This window comes from Marinitoga sp. 1154, from assembly GCF_013363285.1.
GTDB lineage: Bacteria > Thermotogota > Thermotogae > Petrotogales > Petrotogaceae > Marinitoga.
In genome coordinates this window covers 48,395-70,666 of the sequence record NZ_LBFB01000013.1, presented here as the reverse complement: position 1 = coordinate 70,666, position 22,272 = coordinate 48,395, and the positions used below count along the sequence as shown (strand labels likewise).

Here is a 22,272-nt window from a genome sequence, read left to right as displayed (position 1 = left end):
GTTTCATATGATAATCTAACCAATGGTTGCGCTGCCAAATGAAAAATAATTTCTGGCTTATATTCTTCAAAAACTTGTTTCAATTTATTATAATCTCTTATATCCCCACGTATATCTATTATTTTTTTTGAAATATTTGATAATACAAAGTTATCTCTTTGAGTATAAGGATCTAAAGCATAACCTATTACTTTTGCTCCCATTTTTAATAACCACAATGAAAGCCATGAACCTTTAAATCCTGTGTGTCCTGTTATTAATATTTTTTTGTTTTTATAGAATTGATTCATATTATCACTCCACGATCTTAAGTAATTCATTAAATTTATTTATAACAACAGTACAATTATTAAAATTTGATTTGTTTTGGCAAAAACCATAAGAAACACATATCATGTCAATGTTATTATATTTTGCCGCATCAATATCACTTTTTGTATCTCCAATCATCACACTACTATTTGAAGATATTTCAAGTTCTGTAATTAATTTTTTCAATCTATTTTTTTTTGGTAAAACATTACCTTCTAAAGGAACTCCGACAACTTTTTTAAAATATTTATCCATCTTAAACTTTTTTAGTATTTTGTTGGCAAAAATTTCTGGTTTTGACGTTATAATATACATATTATTATTTTTATTGTATAATTCTTCTAATGTTTCCAGTACATATGGGTATAAATTTAACATATATACCCCTTTTTCTGCATATAACTCTCTAAAATCTTTTCTAATTTTAAACTTTAAAGGGTTATCCTCAATTCCAAAGATTATATCCATAATCTCATCTAACGTTGGACCTATAAGTTTTAGTATTTCGTCTCTTGATAAAGGTTCTAAGTTATTTTTTTTAAATGCTTCTTGCATAGAAAATATAATACCTTCTGATGTGTCAAATAAAGTACCGTCCATATCAAAAAATAAATGCTTATATTTCATAATATCCCTCTTTTTCTGACATGATATTATTAAATTCTTCTCTATCCAAATACGGCCACAGATCTTCCATAGGGAGAGTTATTATTTTCCCATTTTCTATTTTTGATTTTGTTCTTGGAATAGTTGTATAAATTTCAGGAATTTTAACATTACAAATTACAGGTCCCTCATAATCAAGTATTTCGTCTATTTTATTAATTAAGTCTTTATTATTTCTTAATTCATAAAATTTCAAACCATATGCATGCGCTATTTTTTCCATATCAGGCAAAGTTAATCCACTACTTTCATTACTGCCCACATAATTTCCATTAAAATAGTTATTTTGTGTATTTACAATAGAGCCGTATCCTTTATTGTCAAGAATAAAACATTTTAAAGGTATATTCAATCTTCTTAACGTTTCTAATTCCTGTATATTCATTTGAATTCCGCCATCACCGGTAATACATATAGTTCTTCTGTTTAATGCAATAGCTCCTGCAATTGAAGCAGGTAATCCAAATCCCATAGCTCCAAATCCTTCATTATTATAGACTCTTTGTCCCTTTTTTACTTTAAATGATTGCATAGTAATTTCGCTACATAATCCTGAACTTCCTGGAATAATTGCATCATTCTCGCTTAATTTTTTTGACAAAATATCTATTAATACATATGGATTTACAAAATCTTTCATTTTATAATATTCATCTTTTATAATAGGATATTTGTTTTTTAATGATTTACAGAAACTTAACCATTTATCTTTTCTCTTAAATTCTATTTTTCTTATTTTTCTATTTAATACATCTAAAAATCTATATGCATCACTTACAATTTTTAACTCTATATCCATTTCTAATTTATCTATTTCATTTTTATCCACATCTACTATGACTTTTTTTGCATATGGTGCAAAATTTTTATGATTATATGCTGTTTGCCCTGTATCTAATCTTGCACCAATAGAAATAAAAAGATCGGACTTTTGTTGTATAAAATTGGCATACCTTGAGGCGATAGCTCCAGGTCTTCCAAAATTTAATGGATCATTTTCATCAAGAAAGTCTATAGCTTTCCAAGTTAATAATATTGGAATATTTAATTTTTTAATAACTGAATAAAATAATTTTTCCGCTTTTGCTAATCTTATGCCATTTCCAGCAAGTATTACTGGCTTTTTTGATTCTTTTATCATTTCAATTAATAACTCAATTTTTTTATCTATATCATCATCAAAATTTGATTTTGGTGGAATATAACCTTTTAATTTTTTTTCATCTATAATCGCAGCCTGTATATCCAATGGAATATCGATCCATACTGGCCCTGGTCGTCCTGTAGTTGCAAGATAAACAGCTTTTTCAAGATGGTATCTAATGTCTTCTGCATCTGTTATCGTTACTGCATACTTTGTAATTGGTTTTACTAAAGATATTATATCAATTTCTTGAAAACCTTTTTGCCTTAATTTTGAATCTTTAATCATATCCTTAGTTTTAACCTGTCCGGAAATTATTAACATAGGAGTTGAATCAACCCATCCAGCAGCAACTCCAGTTATTGCGTTTGTTCCTCCAGGTCCAGTGGTTACTAAGCCCACCCCTATATTATTTGTAGCCTGAGCATATGACTCAACGCTAATAGAAACTGCTTGCTCATTTAAATTGGTTATATATTTTAATCTTTTATTTTTTCCCAGTGAGTCTACAAGATGCATGCAACCTCCACCTGGAAGCATAAACACATGTTTTACTCCTAAATTTGCAATAAAATTAAAAACATAATCGGAAAGTTTCATCATTTTAATCCCTCTTTTCTATAAAAATCTATAGTTTTTATTATTGCATCTTTTAAAGATGTATACTCTCTCACTCCAAGTTCTTCTTTTATTTTTTTCGTTGACGGTATATATTTATCTACTTTTTTTGAAATTTCCTTTTTTTGAATTATAATTTCCATTTTTTTATTAGATACGGAATTGATTAATTCAGCTACTTCTTTTATTGATACAATATTTTCTGATCCAACATTATATATTGATCTATTTTTTGAATTTATCAATATCTTAAAAAACCATATTATTGCGTCTGCTGCATATAAATATGATCTTAGTGCTTTCCCATCTCCATTTATTACTATTGGGCCTCCTTTTAAAGCATCTCTAATAAAATTTCCAACAGCATAATGCAAATTCAATTGTAAATAAGGTCCTACAAAAGCAAATCCCCTGGCTATTTTTACTGGAATATCATAATTTTTCGAATATTCAAAAGTTAAAAATTCGGCCATCTTTTTCCCAATTGATAATGCCGCATTTGGATCTTCAAGACATAAATTCCCACAATAGTATTCGGGAATTTTTTCGTAAATATCAGAATGAGTTCCGTAAACCTTACCGGAACTCATATATAAAAAACCTTTTATTTTGTTTTTCTTTGCAAAATCTAAAATTCTTTTTGTGCCAGCAGTTATAGTTTCAATTCTGATAATTTGATTTTCACCTTTGAACCACCCTTCTGCAGAAGCACTGGCTCCATGTATAATATATGAAAAATTTTCATTTGGAAAATCAAAATTTCTAATATCTCCTTTATAAAAATTTACATATTTTTCATTACTTAAGTACGGAAAATTTTTCTTAAATTTTTCTGGATTTCTTGACAATACACCAATTTTTATATTTGTATTCAATTTCTCATTAGCTCTTAAAATACTCCCTAAAAACCATTTACCAAAAAATCCTGTTCCACCTGTAATAAAAATTTTTTCATTTTTTATTTTTTTAAATTCTTCTTTTAATTCTTTCAAAATAAAATCAAGGTCTTCTTCAAATCTTTGATTTAGTTTCATCTTATTTCCTCCATCTTAAATACCCATTTTTTGTTTTCTCTGTTTTGAGTTTTTCTTCATCTTTTATGTAATCATTTTCATCAAAAACTTTAAACCACGGTACTGGTAATGGTTTATTCCCATATATTCTTTTCGAATCGTATTCTTCTATAAAGTGTTTGTCTTCTGCAATTAAGCATGTATCAACATATTTTCCGAACCATTTTATCTTTAATCCTCTTTCAATGATATCTTTTAATGGTTCTTCAAACACATTTCCTAACGATGCATGTATATATGGACATGGCATAACATCGCCATATTGAGTAACTGATATCATTCTTTTTACTGCAATGCATCCAAGATCCAAACCATATCCAGGAGTTAAATGTGTAAATACATTATATTTCTTTTCAAGTTCTCTAACATAATCCATATCCTTTTTAGTTACTAATACATCATAGTTTCCTTCCCAGTTTCCTACAGGTTTTGCATAAGTTACAAAAACACCAACATCCTTACTATTTAAAAATTTCAAAAATTCTTCAAACTCTTCAGAATAAACTCTTTGTTTGGTAACTACTGTTTGAATTATAATGTTTAACCCTGCTTTTTTTGCAGCATCTATAGCTCTTAATGCTCTTGCATGAGAACCTTTTTTCTTTCTAAATTCATCATGCTCTATTTCATTTAAACTATCAAGACTTAATTGTATTTTGTCAACTCCCAATTCTTTCAAATGAAAAGCTTTTTCTTCATCAAAATACCATCCATTTGTATCAAGGGATATATAAAATTTCTGCGGGTCTATAGCTTTTATTACTTCATCCAAATCTGGAAAAACTAATGGTTCTCCACCAGTTATAACAAAATGGGCTAAACCCATTTCATCAGCTTGTCTAGATAATTCCTTGACATCTTCTGGTGTAAAACTCCTTGCACCGGGTTTTCTTAGTTGCGAAATACCACAGTGAACACAATTAAAATTACATGCATAATTATACTGAAATTGTATTATAGCAATGCTTTCTCCACGCTTTACTTTTTCTTCAAATTTTAAAATTTTTTCATAAACATAAGGTTTTTTCTCTTTTAATTCATTCCTTTTTAAATCTTCGCTCTCTTGAACTTTATAATCAATTTTTTTCTTCATCATCTTACCTCCGTTATATTATTTTCAATTTATTCTTTTCTAAAATTGCTATTTTTATTTCAGGATATTCTTCTAATAATTTTTGTTTTATTTCATGGGAATAACTTCCCGCCATTATAATAATCGCCTTAACAGGGTTTTCTCTTAAATAGTTAGGGGATACTATTTTAATATGCGTTGCTGGAGTATATTTATTTTGCTTAAATTTTGCAGAATCTATAACATATCTACATTTATCTCCTAAATTCAAAGCAGCCATTACAAATAATGCTTGATGCCCAGCTCCCCAAATTGCAAAATCTGGATATTTGTTAATAAAATCATAAATATTTTTCTTCAATGTTTCCTGAAACGCCCGAAATCCAGAGAAATTCAATTTATTTCTTTTTTTTACTATTGCTGATATTATATAGTCATTCCATATTTCATTTATTTTAATTATCTCAAATCCACTTATTCTTAAAGTTATTTCAAACGTTTCTTTTGTAAAATAAGATAGATGATCTATGGTAAATTCTGAAATCATTTTTTCTTTTTTTATCATGTTAAAATTTGGAACCTCTATTATACCAATTCCGTTATCATTTAAATTATTTGATAAACCTCTTAAAAAGGTTACTGGCTCTGGCACATGTTCTAAAAAATTAAACATAAAAAAGACATCATATGGTTTATCTGGTAATTCATATTTTTCAGTATCTATATATCCTTGAATAGCTTTTAAGCCTTTTTCTTTTATATATTTTATATTCTCACTAGAATATTCAAAACCATATACATTTTTACTAATTTCTGCTAATATACTTAAATAATCACCATTTCCACTTCCTATTTCTATACACTTTTTATTATATAAATCATATTTCTCAAAAAACTGTTTTAATTGTTTTAATCTGAATTTTTTCATTTCACTTGATACAGATGTAGCCCTAATTACTGTTTTATAATATGAAACGGGCTCATTAATCAATTGTATGAGCCCGCATGATGCACATTGAGCAATATTTAAAGATATACTTTTATCTTCTTTTAAACTATATTCATCAGGGAAAAATTGGGATTTTGCTGGTAAATTTTCAATACTATATAGTGTTTCAACTTCTCCACCACACACACGACATTTATTCATTTTTTATCTCCACCTTTAATAAATTATCAATATAATCAGAATAATATAAAGGATTAAAATATCTATGTAATGCATATTTTTGACACGTTTTGCATAAAGGGTGGTTTTCTCTTAATTTAATTATTTCTTCAAATGTTATATCAAGATAATTATCGGCTAATTTTCTATATGTGTAATTGCAACACGGCATTACAGATAAATCCCAATTTATTACAGGCACAATTCTTTTTAAAAGGCAATCCTTATCTTTTTCTTTCTTCGCATTTTTAAGCATATCATCAAGTGATACTAACATTATATCCGCACCTTTTTGAGCATTAGTTGGTAATTTTCCAGTTTGAATATATTCCAAGGCATAATCTGGAAATACCATTGATATAGTTGAATTTAATCTAAATCCAAGCTCATCACATAATTCTTTTACTTTTTTAAATTCAGAAATATTTATTTTATTTACATGGAAATACACTTCAACAATCGTTTTAGTATCATATTTTTTTATATATTTATGCAACATCAAAAGATTATTATAAAATACATCCCATTTTGCATTTTTATGGGTTATTTCATAATGTTCCGGACCGTATCCTGAAACTGAAACTCTTATTTGTGGAGGTTTTGATTTTATAATTTCTTCAATATTATTTCCATAATTTAGATTAGTCGATATACCACCAGCAATTCCATATTTATTATTTATTTTTATAATTTCGGGGAGTTTAGGGTGCAAAAAAGGATCTCCCCAAACATATAAATCTACCAAGTATAAAAAAGGCATTTCGGCAATTAATTTCTTTATTACTCTTTCATAATCTGTTATATCCATAAATCCAGTCTTTCTAAATCTGCTTCTAAAATCCCCTCTTGGGCAGCTAATGCAACTTAAATTACAAGAACCGGAAATTTCAATTACTGGATAATATGGTGTAAACCTTTGGATGTTTATAAAATCTTTACCTTTCTCTAATCCATATTTTTCACATATTTTAAACATTTCTTTATTTTTTTTATCTACACTTGCCGTAAGTATAAAAGCATTGTTTAATTTATTTTTGTCTTCAAAAATTTCTTTCGGATCTAAAATAGGTATCCCTTCATAATACTCTCCAATAAGTTTTGGAGAACTATCTAAGAAAGCTTCTATTTTAAAACCGTTTCTTTCCAACGCTTTTAAAAAACCTCTTCCTTTTTGACCTGCTCCCCATATATAAATTTTTCTATTATTAAAAAGTTTTTTGGCGTCATTTACTGTATATATATGATAATCAACATGCACCTTTGAAGGTTTATTTTTCATTAAAATCCTCCTCAAATTTTATTTTAAAATTTTATTTTCTCCATATTTTTTTATTAATATGTCTATATCCAATCTATGAAGTCCATATTTTTGGCATCTTCTGCATATTTGTTGACTATGTCTTAATTCTATTAATTTGTTATAAGGTATTTCTAAAAAATTATCATGTATTTTTGTGTAGTATAAATGGCATTGAAACACCGACAAATCCCAATTTATTATAGGAAATAATCTCTGGCATAAACATGGTTTTCCTATTTCCTTTTTTATAATGTCAAGTACTTTATCTATATCCCATGAAAGTGTATCTAGAAAACTTTTTAAACTATATTCCATTTCTTTTGTTTCAATATAATTTAATAAATGATTGTATGGATTTAGATAGGCCCACGATGGAGATAAATTAAAATCATATCTAGCCAAATATTGTTTTATTTCTTTATAATCATTCTTATTGTCTTTATAAAAGTGATATAAAAAAGATATCTGTGTTTTTGGATTGTACTGCTTTACTAGTAAATTTAAAAGATTTACGTTTTTCTTAAATATCTCCCATGATGCATTGCCATAGTATTTGGAATATTTTTGTTTAGCGCCACTTACTGACACAATTAATTGGGTTGGCTGCGCTTTTATTACTTTTTCAATGTTTTCAGAATTTTGAAGATTTGTTTGTAATGAGACTGGTACGTATTTTTCAGAATATTCAATTATTTTATCTATTTCTGGATTTAACAAAGGTTCTCCCCATAAAGATAATTGGATATTCGTTAAAAAAGGTATTTCCTGTAATAACTTATCTAAAACTTCCTTATATATTCTATAAGGCATTATTCCTTTCTTTATTTTCATATTTCCTTGCGGGCAAAATACGCAATTTAAATTACATATCCCCGATATTTCCACAACAGCTTCTGGGCGTCTAATATTTATATAAGTTATATAATCAATCTTCTTTTTTAATCCAGATTCTTTACATATTTGTTCCATCTCATGTTTATATTGTGCTGCAGCCAAAATTAAAACAGCCTTTTTTTTCTTTGCCAATTCAATCGCTTTATTTGAAGAATAAACTCTTTTATCTTCAATTATGGTTCCCACTTTTTTTGTATCTGAATCACAAAATCCTTTTATATGTATTTTATTTTTTTCAAGATTCTTTTTTATAACTCTCCCTAATTGCCCAACACCCCATATAAATACGTCTTTTTCATTTATAAAATTTTTTAAATCTTTTATACTCATTCCTTGAATAGTTTTTAACGGTTTGAAATCGTTCATTTATTCACTCCTAGCGTATAATACAGTTTCACTTATATATCCAGTATAATTTCTTAAATAAAATTTATAATCAGGATTTAATTTATTTAGCATTAATGGAATTTCCCATATATGTTCCACACTATGATAAACACAAATAGCTAAATCAGGTTTATACGTAGAGATCAATATGGCACCACCTTTTATTGCTTCTATTTCAGCTCCTTCTATATCCATCTGAATAAATGTTGGAGAATAATTAATCAACGCATCATCTAATTTTACTGTTTGTATAAGATCTTTTCCATTAGCTGATATTTTACTGTTGGTATTATTTCCTGATGAAAAGAAAATTTGTGTTGTTTTAGAATATACTCCACATGGATATGCGAAAATTGTATCCGCTATATCTTTTTTATTGTTATTAATATATTTAATCAATTTACTAAAATTAATTAAATCTGGTTCAAAACAAACTACAGACTCTTGCTTTCCTTTGTATTTTACAAGATTTCTTATAGTATCTCCATTATATGCACCACAATTAATAAACCTCGAGTAATTCATAATTATATCATCAGGAAAGTATTGCTTTTCCACACTTTCATAAGGTAATTCTTGAGGCACTTTATATATATGTGTTTTTAAATATTTTAAGTAAATATCTATACTTAATTTATCCGAAAATAATGTGAAAGCTTTTAATATTTTATCCTTTTGCTTTTTATAATATGAAAAACCCATTTTCTCTATTTCATGACTTGTAAAATGAAGATGATATTCATATATTTGATTTGCTAAAATAATATTTTTAAAATTCTTTTGTTTAAGTATATTGAAAATTTCATTATAATATTCTTTCTTTCCAACAGTTATTATTACTACATAATTCTCAGTGTCATGTATATTTAAAGATTCTGGGTTAAATAAAGGAATATCTCTAAACTTTTCTCCATTTTCTGCTCTTTTATCGATAATTCCATCTATTTTTATATCATTATACCTATCTAATACTATTGAAAAAAAGGTTATACATCCACTTCCGCAACCATATAACAATATTTTTTTTCCTTTTACTAAATGATATAAAGAAAATTGTTCAGAATATGAAATATATTGTTTTTTTAATAAATCTTCTAATTCTTTAAATTTATCCATAATTCCACCTAATAAGATAATATATCTTCTGTTAAATAAATTTGTGTTTTTCTGTGTTTGTTAGATTGGATTTTTTTATCGCTATAGAATGAATCATTTTTGAAATGTGTTGTTGAAATTTCTTCAATAACTGCACCTGTTTCACTATAAAAAGAGTGTTTTTTATTTCTTTCCACTATTATAATATCTCCGGGTTTATAAACTCTTTCTTGACCATCTATATTTATTATAAAATCTCCGTATAATACATTAAATGTTTCTTCTTTTTGTTTATGATAATGTTCAGGATGCTTTTGTCCAGGAAGTAATATAATTATTTTTTTGCAATATTCTCTATTTATTATGTCTATAATTGCTGCTCCAAAGTTTTTAAAATTATCCAATCCATAATGATGTGAAAGCTCACAGACACTATTTTCCGGAATTACAACATTACTTTTCCTAACAATATCGAGAATTTCTCTCACATATTCTTTTATCTGAGGATATAAATCTTTTATCTCAACATTGTTTTCAGAAATTGGTTCATATGCTTTAATATCCTTTTTGGCTACAAACTTTTTATATTTAGACATATCATTGGATGCATATTGCCCATTTTGTCTTGGTATAGCAAAAAAAACTTCATTCATAGTTATACATTGACCTTTTGAAATGTTTTTTAATGCAAATATACCTCTTCTTAGATTTTTTAAAGATGTAAGTTCTTCTTTTGAAAATGAATATCTTTTTCCTCGAACTCCGGACATTATATATGCTTTTTTTGCCGACTTTAACCATTTATAAACCTGTTCTGGATTAGCAGAATATGCATTTAATTTTATTTTATCTGTTTCAACTCCAACATGTTTTTCAAATATGGTAGCCCCTTTTGCAATAGCTATTTTTATAGCATCAAAATTATCTGGTTTTTCATGCGTTGAAAAACCTACATTAATGTCAGGAAATTCATTTTTCAACAAATCAATCTGATTTAATTCTAATTTTTCGTCTGTTGTAGGATATGCAGCAACACAATGCATAATATTAATATTTCTACCTCTATGTTTAAAGAAATATATAACATTTCTTATTTCATTTAATGTTGCACCAGCCGTTGAAGCAATAATTGGCTTATCATATTTTGAAATTTCCTCCAATAATGGCCAATCAGTAAAAGATGCACTCGCTACTTTTATTATGTCATAATTATGCTTTATAACTTTTTTAACAGAATTCTCATCAAAGGGTGTACACATTGTTATAAATTCATTTTTTTCTAATTCATCTTTCAACTCTAAAAACTGAGATTCACTTAATTTTGTTTCCGAAAAACGTTTTATATATTTGTAAGAAAAATCATTTTTATAATCAGGATGAATAAACGTATCTAAATCTCTATATTGGAATTTAAATGCAAAATCAAAGATATTTTCAAACTCTTTGACAACTTTTTTTATTTCACGAATAATTCTTTTTCCATGCTCGACATTTCCCTGATGATTATTAGCCATTTCAAAAACAAATAATGGTTTTTTAAACAATTCAATCATAATAGTTCCTCCTTATTCCCATAATTTCCATGGAGCTTTTCCGGTATTCCATAATCTTTCAAGCTCATGCTTGTCTCTTAAAGTATCCATTGGCTTCCAAAATCCATCATGATGAAAAGCCATTAAGTTACTCTCTTTTGCCAATTTTTCAAGCGGCCCATCTTCCCACGCAGTATTATCATCGACTATATAGTCAATAACTTGTGGTTCTAAAACAAAAAAACCTGCATTAATTCTCGAATTTTCACTTTTTGGTTTCTCTATAAATGATTTAACTGAATTATCTTTATCTATATTCAAAACACCAAATCTTCCTATTGGTTGAACAACTGTGATAGTTGCCAATTTACTATGTTTTTTATGAAATTCGACAAGCTTTTTTATGTTTACATTTCCAACTCCATCACCATAAGTAAGCATAAACCTTTCATTGTTTAAATATTTTTTTATTTTCTTTATTCTTCCCCCAGTCATTGTATTTAATCCCGTATCAACTAATGTAACCTTCCATTTTTCAGAGTAACTATTATGTATTTCTATATTACCTGTAGATAAATCTACTGTCATATCACTCATATGATTATAATAATTGGTAAAATATTCCTTTATAACATATCCTTTATAACCAAGACAAATTATAAAATCATCAAAACCATAGTAAGAGTATATTTTCATAATATGCCATAGTATCGGTTTTCCACCTATTTCAACCATAGGTTTAGGGATTCTTATTGTTTCTTCTTCCAACCGTGTTCCATAACCGCCTGCCAAAATTACAACTTTCATCTTATTCCCCCTTATAAAATACCAGAAAATTTAAGTATTCTTTTAAAAACACTTTCTTCATTATAAAATTTCAACGCTTCTTTAGTATAATTTCTTAAATCTTCTCCCAAAGTTCTTAAATATCTTTTGGGATTTTCTAGATCTAATATGCTTTTTACTATATCATAATATGTATTATAACTATAAAAATCAAAATATGGATCTTCAAGATTAAAGTCCTTCCCTAATATTCCTCTTGGATTAATATATCCTGTATATTGAGAAACGAAATTAAACCACGGTGTAGTATCTGCAAAAATCGTTGGAATTCCAAGATATGATGTTTCGCTTGCAGAAACCCCTGTATTTACTGCAAGATCATGTATTGCTACAAATCTAAAATCAATTTTTTCAAGTGGAATTATTTTTATATACTTTTCAACATTATGAAATTTTATAATTTCTTTTATAGTATTACTGAATCCACCAACACCTACTATATTCACATAAAATTCATAACCATTATTAATAAGTTTTGCCATATCTTCCACTGCATTTAATACAAAAGATTTTGTATAGGTAAAACGTGGATACATTATAATTCGAATTTTACTATCAAAATTATTATTTAATCTTATATTTTTTAATTTATCAATTGTAAAATAAGGAACTCCTACGTAATTATATTCATTAAAATTAAAATTATTAACTTTTAATCTTAATTCAAGATACTCTTTTGTTAATGCGTCTATATGCAATATGTTATTTATGGATTCTTTATAAAATTTGATGTTTTGGGATATATCTCCAATAAGGAAATTAACTATAGTAATCAAATAATGTTTCACATTTAACTTTAAAACCTTATTTGCTTCCTCTAACCACATACTTGCAGTTACTGGATGTCCTATTACTAAATCTGGCGGATATTTATCTTTTATAGAAGATAATTCTTCAATAAAATTTCTAATTTTAATAAAATCTCTGGGATATTCTGTTAAAGGTGTATTTATAATCAATATTTCTCCTTCAAATCCAAGATCTTTTAATATATCCAAAGATTTTTTTGTATAATTATTTGAAATAAAAATAAGTTTATATCCATATTTTTTAGCCTCTTTTGAAAAAGATACTAAAACTCTTTCACCACCGCCATATTGAAATCTTCCAAACTCATTCATTAAATACCATATATATTTATTTTCTGATGTTTTTGAATAATTAAATCTTAAAATTCTATTATTATTTAGCATATAATTTTCTGAGTTATTTAAGTCTTTTTCAAAACTATCAAGTAATTTCTCAATTTCAAACAATTGTTTTTCTATAGGATATTTATCTTCTACAAAAAGTCTATAATTTTCTGAGTTATATTCTTGGTTTAATATAATATCTAAAAACTCCTCAGTGTTTCTAAAAATATTTTTTTCTGGCCATATTTCTCTACTTTCTTTCCAAGCATGTATTACAGGTTTTATTCCCATAGCCATAGCTTCTCCAATTGTATAATGAAAAGACTCTTCTATTGAAGATGATATAATATAATCTATATCTTTTAACCACATAGATAAGTTTTCAACTCTTGGAACAAACTTTATATATTTTTTTAGATTTAATTCTTCAATCATTGTTTCTATAGCTATTTTATAACGTATATCTTGAAAATCTCCTCTAATAAATAATTTATATTCGTCATCTTTTTTTATTAATTCATAAAAAGCCCATAATAAGATTTCAAAACCCTTTCTATAATTAATATTTCCTATTATTGCAAGTTTTTTTCCGGGAGTTTTTTTATTAAGATATTGAAACTTACTTAAATCAATTCCATTTCTTAAAATACTTGTTTTTTTAATATTTATTTTCTCACCGAATCTTTTAAAAAATATTTCTCTTTTGTGCTTTGCAACAAAAAAGAGATGATCAATAGCATTCCAATTTATTTGACCTGGAATATTTGTGAAAACTTCATATCCATGTAATCTACATACAACTTTTTTCTCTTTTAAATCGATGTTATTTGTAACAAAGTTAGCTACTTCATTAGCCCATTCTAACCATATAACATCTGCCCATTCAACAGCATTTTTCAACTCTTCACTATTATTTGATATTACAAGTTTAGACGGATATAAAAATGATATATATTCATAAATGGGTTTTATGAAAGTGTCAAGACCTGGTAAGCATAAAAAAGCTATTTTTATATTTTTAAAAAAAGTTTTCTTAGCAAGATCATATTTTTTTTTCATAGATATATCTCTTATTAGAGTTGACGCAATATAATAATTTTTAATACCAGCAGCTTTACTTCTATTGTTTATTTCTATATCTCCTAACAAATCATACGTTGCCCAATCTTTATTTTTTATTCTCATTAAATATCTCCAAGAATCTAAATCTTTATTCATTAATTTCAGTATATACGCATAATTAAATAAAACATCATCATTTTCAGAATCAACTTTTAAAGCTTTTTCAAAAAAGTTTTTTGCTTTCTGAATTTCACCTTTATTAAAATATAACAATCCCTTTAAGTTATTTTTTTGAACTATATCATTTATATTTTCAATTAATGTTGCAGCTTTATCAAATTTTTTTTGGTTAATTAAGTTTAAAATTAATTCCTTTTTTTTCATATAAAAATCTCCTTTTAGTAAAATTTATATATACATAATAATTATAACATATTTTTAATCAACACATTACCTACACACGATGTTCTAAAATAATTCAAACTCTCAAATTAAATAATAGAGATATGATATAATTTAAGAAATGATATAATCGAAAGGATGATATGTATAATGAAAAAAAGCAAAAAAGAAATAAAAAAAATACTGGAAATATTAGAAAAAACATATCCTAATTCCACTACAGCGCTAAAATATAAAAACACATTTGAATTATTAATTGCTGTAATGTTATCAGCTCAAACTACAGATAATCAAGTAAACAAAGTAACTCCAACATTGTTTTCAAAATTCAAAACACCAGAAGATTTTGCTAAATTAAAACCAGAAGAACTGGAAAAGTATATAAAGGGTGTGGGATTATATAAAACAAAAAGCAAGAATATAATAAATACGTGTAAGATGTTATTAGAAAAATATAATGGAAAAATACCAGAAACAAGAGAAGAACTAATAAAATTACCTGGAGTTGGAAGAAAAACCGCAAATGTAATGTTAAGTGTTGCGTTTGGGAAAGATGCTATTGCTGTTGATACACATGTTTTTAGAGTTGCAAATAGAATAGGTTTGGCAAATGGAAAAAATGTAAAAAAAACAGAAGAAGATTTAATGAAAAATATTCCACAAGAGTTATGGGGAAAAGCTCATCATTGGTTAATATATCATGGAAGAAATATTTGTAAAGCAAGAAATCCGGAATGTGAAATTTGTTCTATAAAAACTTTTTGCAATTACTACCAGGATAAAAAGTGATTAAAATAATTATATTTCATTCTTAAATAAAAAGACAAAGTTTAATCATAATTTCTTATATAAAAACATATAATTTAATAAAAGTGACTCCATAAGGAGTCACTTTTTATGAAAACATATATTATCATTTTTATAAATAAGCTTCCTCGCCAAATTCGTTTTTATCCAATCCTTCAATTTCAGCTTCACCGCTAACTCTAACCTGTGTAATTCTGTTTATAAGCCATAATGCTATATATGTAAAAATAAATGCATAAATTGAAACTAAAGTTACTGCTATAAATTCTTTCCAGAAAAAACCTGCATTCCCGTATAACAAACCATTAGCGCCATTACTATTAACACTTTTCGTAGCAAATAATCCTAATAGAACTATACCAAGATATCCACCTACACCATGTACTCCCCATACATCTAAAGCATCATCCCAGCCTTTTTTGTTTTTATATAATACTGCAGCATAGCTAACAATAGAAGCGATTATTCCTATTAACATTGAAGTTTGAACTGTTACATAACCAGCAGCTGGTGTAATTGTTGCCAAACCGGCAACAGCTCCTGTAAGCATACCAAGTATTTTAGGTTTTCTTTCAAAAATTATAGCTAAAATCAACCATGTAATAGCAGCAAATGAGGCTGCAACATCAGTATTTAAAAAAGCATTTGCAGTTACAGCATCTACCCTTAACTCACTACCAGCATTAAAACCATACCATCCAAACCATAATAATCCGGTTCCCAGTGCAACAAGTGGAATACTATGTGGTTTTACATTCTTTTGTTTTCTTTTACCTACAAAAAACACCGAAGCTAATGCAGCTGCACCAGCACTTGCATGAACCACAATACCACCTGCAAAATCTAAAACTCCCCACTTTTGAAACAATCCTCCTCCCCAAACCATATGAACAAGAGGGAAATAAACAAAAATAAGCCAAACAGTCAAAAAAATCATATAAGCTTTGAACTTTACTCTATCTGCAAAAGCACCTGTTATTAAAGCCGGTGTGATTATAGCAAACATCATCTGATATGCAACAAATACAATCATTGGTATTCCTGTATTTGCACCAAATGGTGTATTTATAGAAATTCCATGAAGAAATAAATATTTGGAATCTCCAATTATTCCTAAAATATCATTACCAAAACTCATAGTAAATCCAAAAGTTACCCATAAAATAGTAGTCCATCCCATAGAAACAAAACTCTGCATCATAATAGTTAGAACATTTTTTCTACCAACTAATCCACCATAAAAGAAAGCAAGCCCAGGTGTCATAAGCATAACAAGACTTGTTGCAAGAAGCATAAATGCTGTGTTTCCTGTATCAAACATTTTTTCACCCCTTCAATTTAATTACCCATTCCCCAAGATATTAAAAATTATAACTCTATCAAAAAAAAATATCAAATTTGAAAATGAAAGAATTTTAGATTTTATCTATTATAAATAATTTGTATCATATACTAACAGCTGAAATATACATATTATCAAACAATAATTTATACAAATATTATATATAAAACATTAAAGATAATGATACGTTTCATTATAAAAATAGTGTTATCAAGAGGAATATTATAAATAAACAAGATAATCAACTATATTTCAAATTCTAATTGATAAAATAGTGTTAATGAGAATTGTACAGGTTTTTAATTTTAAAATAAAAGTTATATAATTTTATAAAGTTTATGCAGGGAGGGATAAATTTGACAACATTAGAATTAGCAGAAAAATACCGTGAAGACATTGTTAAGTTTATGAGCAAATTGATAAAAGCAAGGAGTTACTCTGGAGAAGAAAAAGAAGTTATACAGGTTATTAAAGAAGAAATGGAAAAAGTAGGATTTGATGAAGTGAAAATTGATGGGTTAGGCAATATACTTGGAAGAATAGGAAATGGTAAAACAGTTATTGCAATGGATGCACATATTGATACTGTTGAAGTTGGTAACCCTGATTTATGGGATAAAGACCCATTTAGTGGCGATTGGGATGATGAATGGGTATATGGAAGAGGAGCATCTGACCAAAAAGCAGGTATGTGTTCCATGGTATACGGAATGAAAATTTTAAAAGAATTAAATTTATTAGATGACTTTACCGTTTATGTAACTGGGACAGTTATGGAAGAAGATTGTGACGGATTATGCTGGCGATACATTGTCGAAGAAGATAAAATAAAACCGGATTTTGTAGTTATTACAGAGCCAACAAGTTTGAATGTGTATAGAGGGCATAGAGGAAGAATAGAATTCAGGATAAAAACTGTTGGTCTTTCTGCACACGCAAGTGCTCCAGAAAGAGGAGATAATGCTATTTATAAAATGGCAAAAATTATAAATGAAATAGAAAAATTAAATGAAAATCTTCATTATGATCCTTTCCTTGGAAAAGGGACAATCGTTGTTTCTCAAATATTCTTTAAATCACCTTCACATAATGCTGTTCCAGATGAGTGTGTAATTCACATTGATAGAAGACTTACAGCTGGTGAAACAAAGGAAAGCGCGTTTGAAGAAATAAGAGAAATATTTAAAAAAACAGGAATTAATGCAGAAATAGTGGAATTGACATATTCAAAACCTGCATATACCGGAATTGAATATCCTGTTGAAAAGTATTTTCCAACATGGGTACTTGAAGAGAATTCAGATGTTGTACAAGCAGCAAAAGAAGCATATATTAAAACATTTGGAAAAGAACCTTTAATAGATAAATGGACATTTAGCACAAATGGTATAGCTACAGCTGGTGTTTATAATATTCCAACAGTTGGTTTTGGTCCAGGTGATGAAAAATATGCACATGCTCCGAATGAGAAAGTAAAGATCGAACATCTTGTGAAAGCAGCAGCATTTTATGCTAATTTCCCAAAAACATTGGTAGAAAAAATAAAATAATAATTACAAAGAGTGTCTAAAAATCCAAATTCACTCAGACAGCTCGATTGCTAATCCTTAAAATTATTCATTCTCAGCCGTCGCTCAAACAATACATCGTGTATTGTTTCGCTCAAAATTACATCCATGTAATTTTGACGGCTTTCATTCATAATTTTAAGGGCAATCTTCGAGTCTTCATTTCATTTTAGATTTTTTGGACAGGTTGATAATCATAAAATTCATAAAAATATATCAAGGGGGTAGACATTATGTCAGCATTTTTCAAAACAGAAAAAAGTAGACATTTCATAACAACACAGGATTTTACAAATGAAGAGATAGAAATGATGTTGGATCTCGCAAGAGATTTGAAAATTAAAATGGCTTCTAATATACCAACACCATATTTATTGTATAAGACATTATTTTTGATTTTCTTTGATCAATCAACAAGAACAAGAAATTCAATGGAAGCAGGTATCGCACAATTAGGGGGGCATGCTAATTTCTTAAACCCAAGCATGATGCAACTTTCTCACGGTGAAACACCTGAAGATACAGCGAGAGTTCTTGCAAGAATGGGTCATGGTATTGCGGTTAGAGCCTGTGAATTTGGAAAAGGAAACAAATATTTAAGAGGTATGGCTTCTGTATCTCAGGTTCCTGTTATGAATTTACAGGATGATATTTATCATCCATTCCAGGTTTTAGCAGATGTTATGACAATGCAGGAAAGATTTGGAAAGAACTTAAGAGGTTTAAAAGTTGGAATTAGCTGGGCATATGCAGAAAGTCATTTAAAACCATTGTCTGTACCTCAATCACAGATATTATTATTTACAAGATTGGGTATGGATGTAACATTAGCATATCCTGAAAAGTTTGATTTAATGCCAGATATAGTAAAACAAGCACAGGAAAATGCGGAAAAATATGGAGGAAAATTGAATATTTCTCATAAAATGGAAGATGCTTTTGTAGATGCACATGTTGTTATCCCAAAAAATTGGGGAGGATTCTTTGTCTCAAACGATCCTGAAGAAATTAAAGCTGAAACAGCAAAACATAAAGACTGGATATGTGATGAAGAAAAAATGAAATTAACAAGACCTGATTCTGTATATATGCACGCCTTACCAGCAGATAGAGGTAAAGAAGTTGTTGACTCAGTTATTGATGGACCACACTCTATAATCTTTGACGAGGCAGAAAACAGAATCCATACAGCAAAAGCTGTTATGACATTGTTAATGGGTGGAAGATAATTAGGAAGTGATCTTATATGTTTGATTTAGCAATACTGGATGGAAAAATTTATATTGATAATGAATTTATAGATGGAAATATATACATTAAAAATGGAAAAATAAAAGATATTTCCTCTTCATATCTAAAATCAAAAGAAGAATATAATGTTTCCGGGAAGTTTATACTTCCCGGTTTTATCGATCCTCATGTTCATTTTGAATTAACAGTTGGCAAATATACATCTGTTGATAATTTTAAAACCGGTTCAACGTCAGCTGCTTTTGGTGGAATTACATCTTATATAGACTTTCTTGATCCAATAAAAAACTTAGAAGAACTTGAAAAAGCATTTGAAAAAAGAAAAATTCTTGCTAAAAAGAGTTTGACAGATTACGCATTTCATGCTACAATTTCAAATCCAACTATTGACCCAGAGGACCTTATAGTAAAATGTAAAGAGTTGGGCATATCGAGTATAAAACTATTTACAACCTATGGTTCAAGAATGACAGGAGATAAATATATATCAAAACTTTTGAAATTATCAAAAGAATACGGAATTGTTGTAACAGTTCACGCTGAAAATAATGAATTAATAGAGGACTTGAAAAATATCCCGATGAAAGAACATTCTAAAGTTAGATCAACACTTTCCGAGGTAACTGAGGTGGTAAAGCTTGCAGAGATATCGGAATATTATAATGGGCAATTATATATAGTACATCTTTCAAGTGGATATTCTCTTGAAACATTAAAAAAAAGATTCAAAGATATTATAGGAAAAAATCTTGTGTTGGAAAGCTGTCCTCACTATTTCTATTTTAATGACGAAAAATTTACACAAAAAAATGGATATTTATACTCAATGACGCCACCATTGAGAAGTGAAGAAGAAAGGAAAAAATTAATTGAAAATATAAAATTTTTACAAACGATTGGTACAGATCATTGCCCTTTTAATTCATTAGAAAAGAAAAGAGAATACACAAATATTATGCCTATGGGCATTGGTGGGGTTGAATTTTCATTCTCGTTAATGTACACGTTGTTTGAAAATGAAGTAATTGATAAATTCACAAAGAATGTTGCAAAGTATTATGGGTTATATCCACAAAAAGGAACATTGTTACCGGGAGCTGATGGAGATATTGTAATATTTGATCCAGAAAAGGAATGGGTTATAGAATCGCATCATTCAAATGCAGATTATACAGTATATGAGGATATAAAGGTTAAAGGAAAAGTTATAACAACTATTTCAAGAGGAAGGTTTGTTATAAAAGATGAAAATCTTGTAGGAAGCAGAATTAGAGGACGCTTTTTAAGAAGGGAAGAGATAAGATGGTAAAGGCCGTTATAAATTGTAATATCTTTGATTATGAAACATATAAAGAAAATCAGTATATCAGATTTGATAAAGACATATTAGAAGTAGGTTCAATGGAAAATTTTGAAAAAAAAGATAATGAAGAAATTATAGATTTTAAAGGAAAACTCATAATGCCAGGATTTGTTAACGGTCATACTCATATATATTCAACATTTGCTCGAGGAATGAGCGTAGAATTTAACCCAAAAAGTTTTTCTGATATACTAAAACAATTATGGTGGAAATTGGATTCGAAAATAGACTTAGAAATAACATATTATAGCTCTTTAATCAGTGGCATTGAGCTTATAAAAAATGGAATTACTTCTGTAATAGATCATCACGCCAGTGGAATATCAATAAAAGGCACTTTAAATGAATTAAAAAAAGGATTAAGCGATGAAATAGGAATAAGAGGGATTTTTTGTTTTGAAACAAGTGATAGATTTGATGTAGACGAATGTATACAAGAAAACAGTGAATTTCTAAAAAATTCTTCAGAAAAATATGCAGGTATGTTTGGACTTCATGCATCACTTTCATTATCAAACGAAACATTAAAAAAAGTATCGGAAAATTTAAATGGTGCACCTATACATATTCATGTAGCTGAAAGTATAGAAGATGAGGAAGATTCTATAAATAAATACGGAAAAAGAGTAGTTGAAAGATTGGAAGAATTTAATTTACTAACAAAAAATTCTATATTATCTCATTGTGTACATATTGATAAAAAAGAAGCTGAAATAATGTCTAAATATGATATATATGTGGCTTTAAATCCAACATCAAATATGAATAATGCTGTGGGATTACCAAATTATAAATTATTAAAAGAAAAAGGAATAAATACTATTGTGGGTAATGATGGTTTAGGATATAACATTACAAGAGAGTATTTAAATCTATATTTTACCCAAAAATATAGATATAATAATCCATTATTCTTTAATTTTGAGGATTTAAAAAGAAATATAGATAATGTTTATAATCTTGTTGGTGAAATGCTTGGAATAAAACTCGGAAGAATAAAAGGAGGATACAAGGCTGATATGATATCTTTTGAGTATAAACCATTTACACCTATTGATGAAAGTAATATTTTAGGTCATGTATTTTTTGGGATATGGGATAATCTGGATGTTGCTGATACTATTGTTAATGGCGAATTTTTAATGAAAGATAGAGAAGTAAAATTTGAAGTTGAAAAAATTTATAATGAAGCAAAAAAAATTGCCGAAAACTTGTGGAGAAAATTATGATAATAGGG

The 22,272-nt window shown here is 27.8% G+C and carries 18 protein-coding genes; 5 read left to right on the top strand and 13 right to left on the bottom strand.

Annotated features, from left to right (window positions below; genetic code table 11):
• From XO12_RS07310 to XO12_RS07255, 12 genes are all read right to left on the bottom strand, one after another.
• The coding region (locus tag XO12_RS07310) for a GDP-mannose 4,6-dehydratase (RefSeq protein WP_217683668.1) at positions 1–290 on the bottom strand (290 nt) is incomplete at its 3' end.
• Between the two features lie 4 nt (positions 291–294).
• The gene (locus XO12_RS07305; RefSeq protein WP_047267929.1) at positions 295–939 is read right to left on the bottom strand and encodes an HAD family hydrolase; all 645 of its coding nucleotides are present in this window, start codon (positions 937–939) and stop codon (positions 295–297) included.
• Positions 929–2,725, bottom strand: a complete 1,797-nt coding sequence (locus XO12_RS07300) for a thiamine pyrophosphate-binding protein (protein ID WP_175420014.1) — start codon at positions 2,723–2,725, stop codon at positions 929–931. Before XO12_RS07300 ends, XO12_RS07305 begins: the two co-directional genes overlap by 11 nt.
• Entirely contained in the window at positions 2,722–3,774 is a 1,053-nt protein-coding gene (locus XO12_RS07295; protein ID WP_175420013.1) for an NAD(P)-dependent oxidoreductase, read from the bottom strand. The genes XO12_RS07300 and XO12_RS07295 overlap by 4 nt, the downstream gene beginning before the upstream one ends.
• 1 nt (position 3,775) lies before the next feature.
• On the bottom strand, positions 3,776–4,906 hold the full coding sequence (locus XO12_RS07290; protein ID WP_052913679.1) for a radical SAM/SPASM domain-containing protein: 1,131 nt from the start codon (positions 4,904–4,906) through the stop codon (positions 3,776–3,778).
• A gap of 13 nt (positions 4,907–4,919) precedes the next feature.
• The gene (locus tag XO12_RS07285) at positions 4,920–6,035 is read right to left on the bottom strand and encodes a class I SAM-dependent methyltransferase (protein WP_175420012.1); all 1,116 of its coding nucleotides are present in this window, start codon (positions 6,033–6,035) and stop codon (positions 4,920–4,922) included.
• Positions 6,028–7,332: a radical SAM protein gene (locus XO12_RS07280; protein WP_175420011.1), complete on the bottom strand. Its 1,305-nt coding sequence runs from the start codon at positions 7,330–7,332 to the stop codon at positions 6,028–6,030. The genes XO12_RS07285 and XO12_RS07280 overlap by 8 nt, the downstream gene beginning before the upstream one ends.
• An 18-nt stretch (positions 7,333–7,350) precedes the next feature.
• Complete coding sequence (locus tag XO12_RS07275; RefSeq protein WP_175420010.1) at positions 7,351–8,613, bottom strand: radical SAM protein; 1,263 nt, start codon at positions 8,611–8,613, stop codon at positions 7,351–7,353.
• On the bottom strand, positions 8,614–9,750 hold the full coding sequence (locus XO12_RS07270) for an FkbM family methyltransferase (protein WP_175420009.1): 1,137 nt from the start codon (positions 9,748–9,750) through the stop codon (positions 8,614–8,616).
• 8 nt (positions 9,751–9,758) lie between these two features.
• Positions 9,759–11,282, bottom strand: coding sequence for an N-acetylneuraminate synthase family protein (locus XO12_RS07265; protein WP_175420008.1), 1,524 nt, complete (start codon positions 11,280–11,282; stop codon positions 9,759–9,761).
• A 12-nt stretch (positions 11,283–11,294) separates the two neighbouring features.
• Complete coding sequence (gene rfbF / locus XO12_RS07260; protein WP_047266603.1) at positions 11,295–12,068, bottom strand: glucose-1-phosphate cytidylyltransferase; 774 nt, start codon at positions 12,066–12,068, stop codon at positions 11,295–11,297.
• Between the two features lie 11 nt (positions 12,069–12,079).
• Entirely contained in the window at positions 12,080–14,686 is a 2,607-nt protein-coding gene (locus XO12_RS07255; protein WP_175420007.1) for a glycosyltransferase, read from the bottom strand.
• Between the two features lie 168 nt (positions 14,687–14,854).
• On the opposite strand from XO12_RS07255, the gene nth reads away from it, so the two are divergent.
• On the top strand, positions 14,855–15,493 hold the full coding sequence (gene nth / locus XO12_RS07250; RefSeq protein ID WP_175420006.1) for an endonuclease III: 639 nt from the start codon (positions 14,855–14,857) through the stop codon (positions 15,491–15,493).
• 130 nt (positions 15,494–15,623) lie between these two features.
• Here nth and XO12_RS07245 read toward each other — a convergent pair whose 3' ends face one another.
• Entirely contained in the window at positions 15,624–16,832 is a 1,209-nt protein-coding gene (locus tag XO12_RS07245; RefSeq protein WP_047266601.1) for an ammonium transporter, read from the bottom strand.
• A gap of 359 nt (positions 16,833–17,191) precedes the next feature.
• Between XO12_RS07245 and XO12_RS07240 the strand changes: the two genes are divergently transcribed.
• From XO12_RS07240 to XO12_RS07225, 4 genes are all read left to right on the top strand, one after another.
• The gene (locus tag XO12_RS07240; protein ID WP_047266600.1) at positions 17,192–18,403 is read left to right on the top strand and encodes a YgeY family selenium metabolism-linked hydrolase; all 1,212 of its coding nucleotides are present in this window, start codon (positions 17,192–17,194) and stop codon (positions 18,401–18,403) included.
• A gap of 251 nt (positions 18,404–18,654) precedes the next feature.
• Entirely contained in the window at positions 18,655–19,650 is a 996-nt protein-coding gene (locus XO12_RS07235) for an ornithine carbamoyltransferase (RefSeq protein ID WP_047266599.1), read from the top strand.
• A gap of 17 nt (positions 19,651–19,667) precedes the next feature.
• Positions 19,668–20,981: an amidohydrolase family protein gene (locus XO12_RS07230; protein ID WP_175420005.1), complete on the top strand. Its 1,314-nt coding sequence runs from the start codon at positions 19,668–19,670 to the stop codon at positions 20,979–20,981.
• A complete protein-coding gene (locus tag XO12_RS07225; RefSeq protein ID WP_175420004.1) occupies positions 20,975–22,264 on the top strand; it encodes an amidohydrolase family protein in 1,290 nt (429 codons plus the stop codon). Before XO12_RS07230 ends, XO12_RS07225 begins: the two co-directional genes overlap by 7 nt.
• Positions 22,265–22,272 lie beyond the last annotated feature (8 nt).

What these genes read in the sequence shown, in the direction of transcription:
- XO12_RS07255 (WP_175420007.1), bottom strand. Translation starts at nt 14,686, where the DNA reads ATGAAAAAAAAGGAATTAATTTTAAACTTAATTAACCAAAAAAAATTT.
- XO12_RS07290 (WP_052913679.1), bottom strand. Translation starts at nt 4,906, where the DNA reads ATGAAGAAAAAAATTGATTATAAAGTTCAAGAGAGCGAAGATTTAAAA.
- XO12_RS07265 (WP_175420008.1), bottom strand. Translation starts at nt 11,282, where the DNA reads ATGATTGAATTGTTTAAAAAACCATTATTTGTTTTTGAAATGGCTAAT.
- XO12_RS07280 (WP_175420011.1), bottom strand. Translation starts at nt 7,332, where the DNA reads ATGAAAAATAAACCTTCAAAGGTGCATGTTGATTATCATATATATACA.
- XO12_RS07225 (WP_175420004.1), top strand. Translation starts at nt 20,975, where the DNA reads ATGGTAAAGGCCGTTATAAATTGTAATATCTTTGATTATGAAACATAT.
- rfbF (WP_047266603.1), bottom strand. Translation starts at nt 12,068, where the DNA reads ATGAAAGTTGTAATTTTGGCAGGCGGTTATGGAACACGGTTGGAAGAA.
- XO12_RS07230 (WP_175420005.1), top strand. Translation starts at nt 19,668, where the DNA reads ATGTTTGATTTAGCAATACTGGATGGAAAAATTTATATTGATAATGAA.
- nth (WP_175420006.1), top strand. Translation starts at nt 14,855, where the DNA reads ATGAAAAAAAGCAAAAAAGAAATAAAAAAAATACTGGAAATATTAGAA.
- XO12_RS07240 (WP_047266600.1), top strand. Translation starts at nt 17,192, where the DNA reads ATGCAGGGAGGGATAAATTTGACAACATTAGAATTAGCAGAAAAATAC.
- XO12_RS07275 (WP_175420010.1), bottom strand. Translation starts at nt 8,613, where the DNA reads ATGAACGATTTCAAACCGTTAAAAACTATTCAAGGAATGAGTATAAAA.
- XO12_RS07305 (WP_047267929.1), bottom strand. Translation starts at nt 939, where the DNA reads ATGAAATATAAGCATTTATTTTTTGATATGGACGGTACTTTATTTGAC.
- XO12_RS07295 (WP_175420013.1), bottom strand. Translation starts at nt 3,774, where the DNA reads ATGAAACTAAATCAAAGATTTGAAGAAGACCTTGATTTTATTTTGAAA.
- XO12_RS07300 (WP_175420014.1), bottom strand. Translation starts at nt 2,725, where the DNA reads ATGATGAAACTTTCCGATTATGTTTTTAATTTTATTGCAAATTTAGGA.
- XO12_RS07245 (WP_047266601.1), bottom strand. Translation starts at nt 16,832, where the DNA reads ATGTTTGATACAGGAAACACAGCATTTATGCTTCTTGCAACAAGTCTT.
- XO12_RS07270 (WP_175420009.1), bottom strand. Translation starts at nt 9,750, where the DNA reads ATGGATAAATTTAAAGAATTAGAAGATTTATTAAAAAAACAATATATT.
- XO12_RS07235 (WP_047266599.1), top strand. Translation starts at nt 18,655, where the DNA reads ATGTCAGCATTTTTCAAAACAGAAAAAAGTAGACATTTCATAACAACA.
- XO12_RS07285 (WP_175420012.1), bottom strand. Translation starts at nt 6,035, where the DNA reads ATGAATAAATGTCGTGTGTGTGGTGGAGAAGTTGAAACACTATATAGT.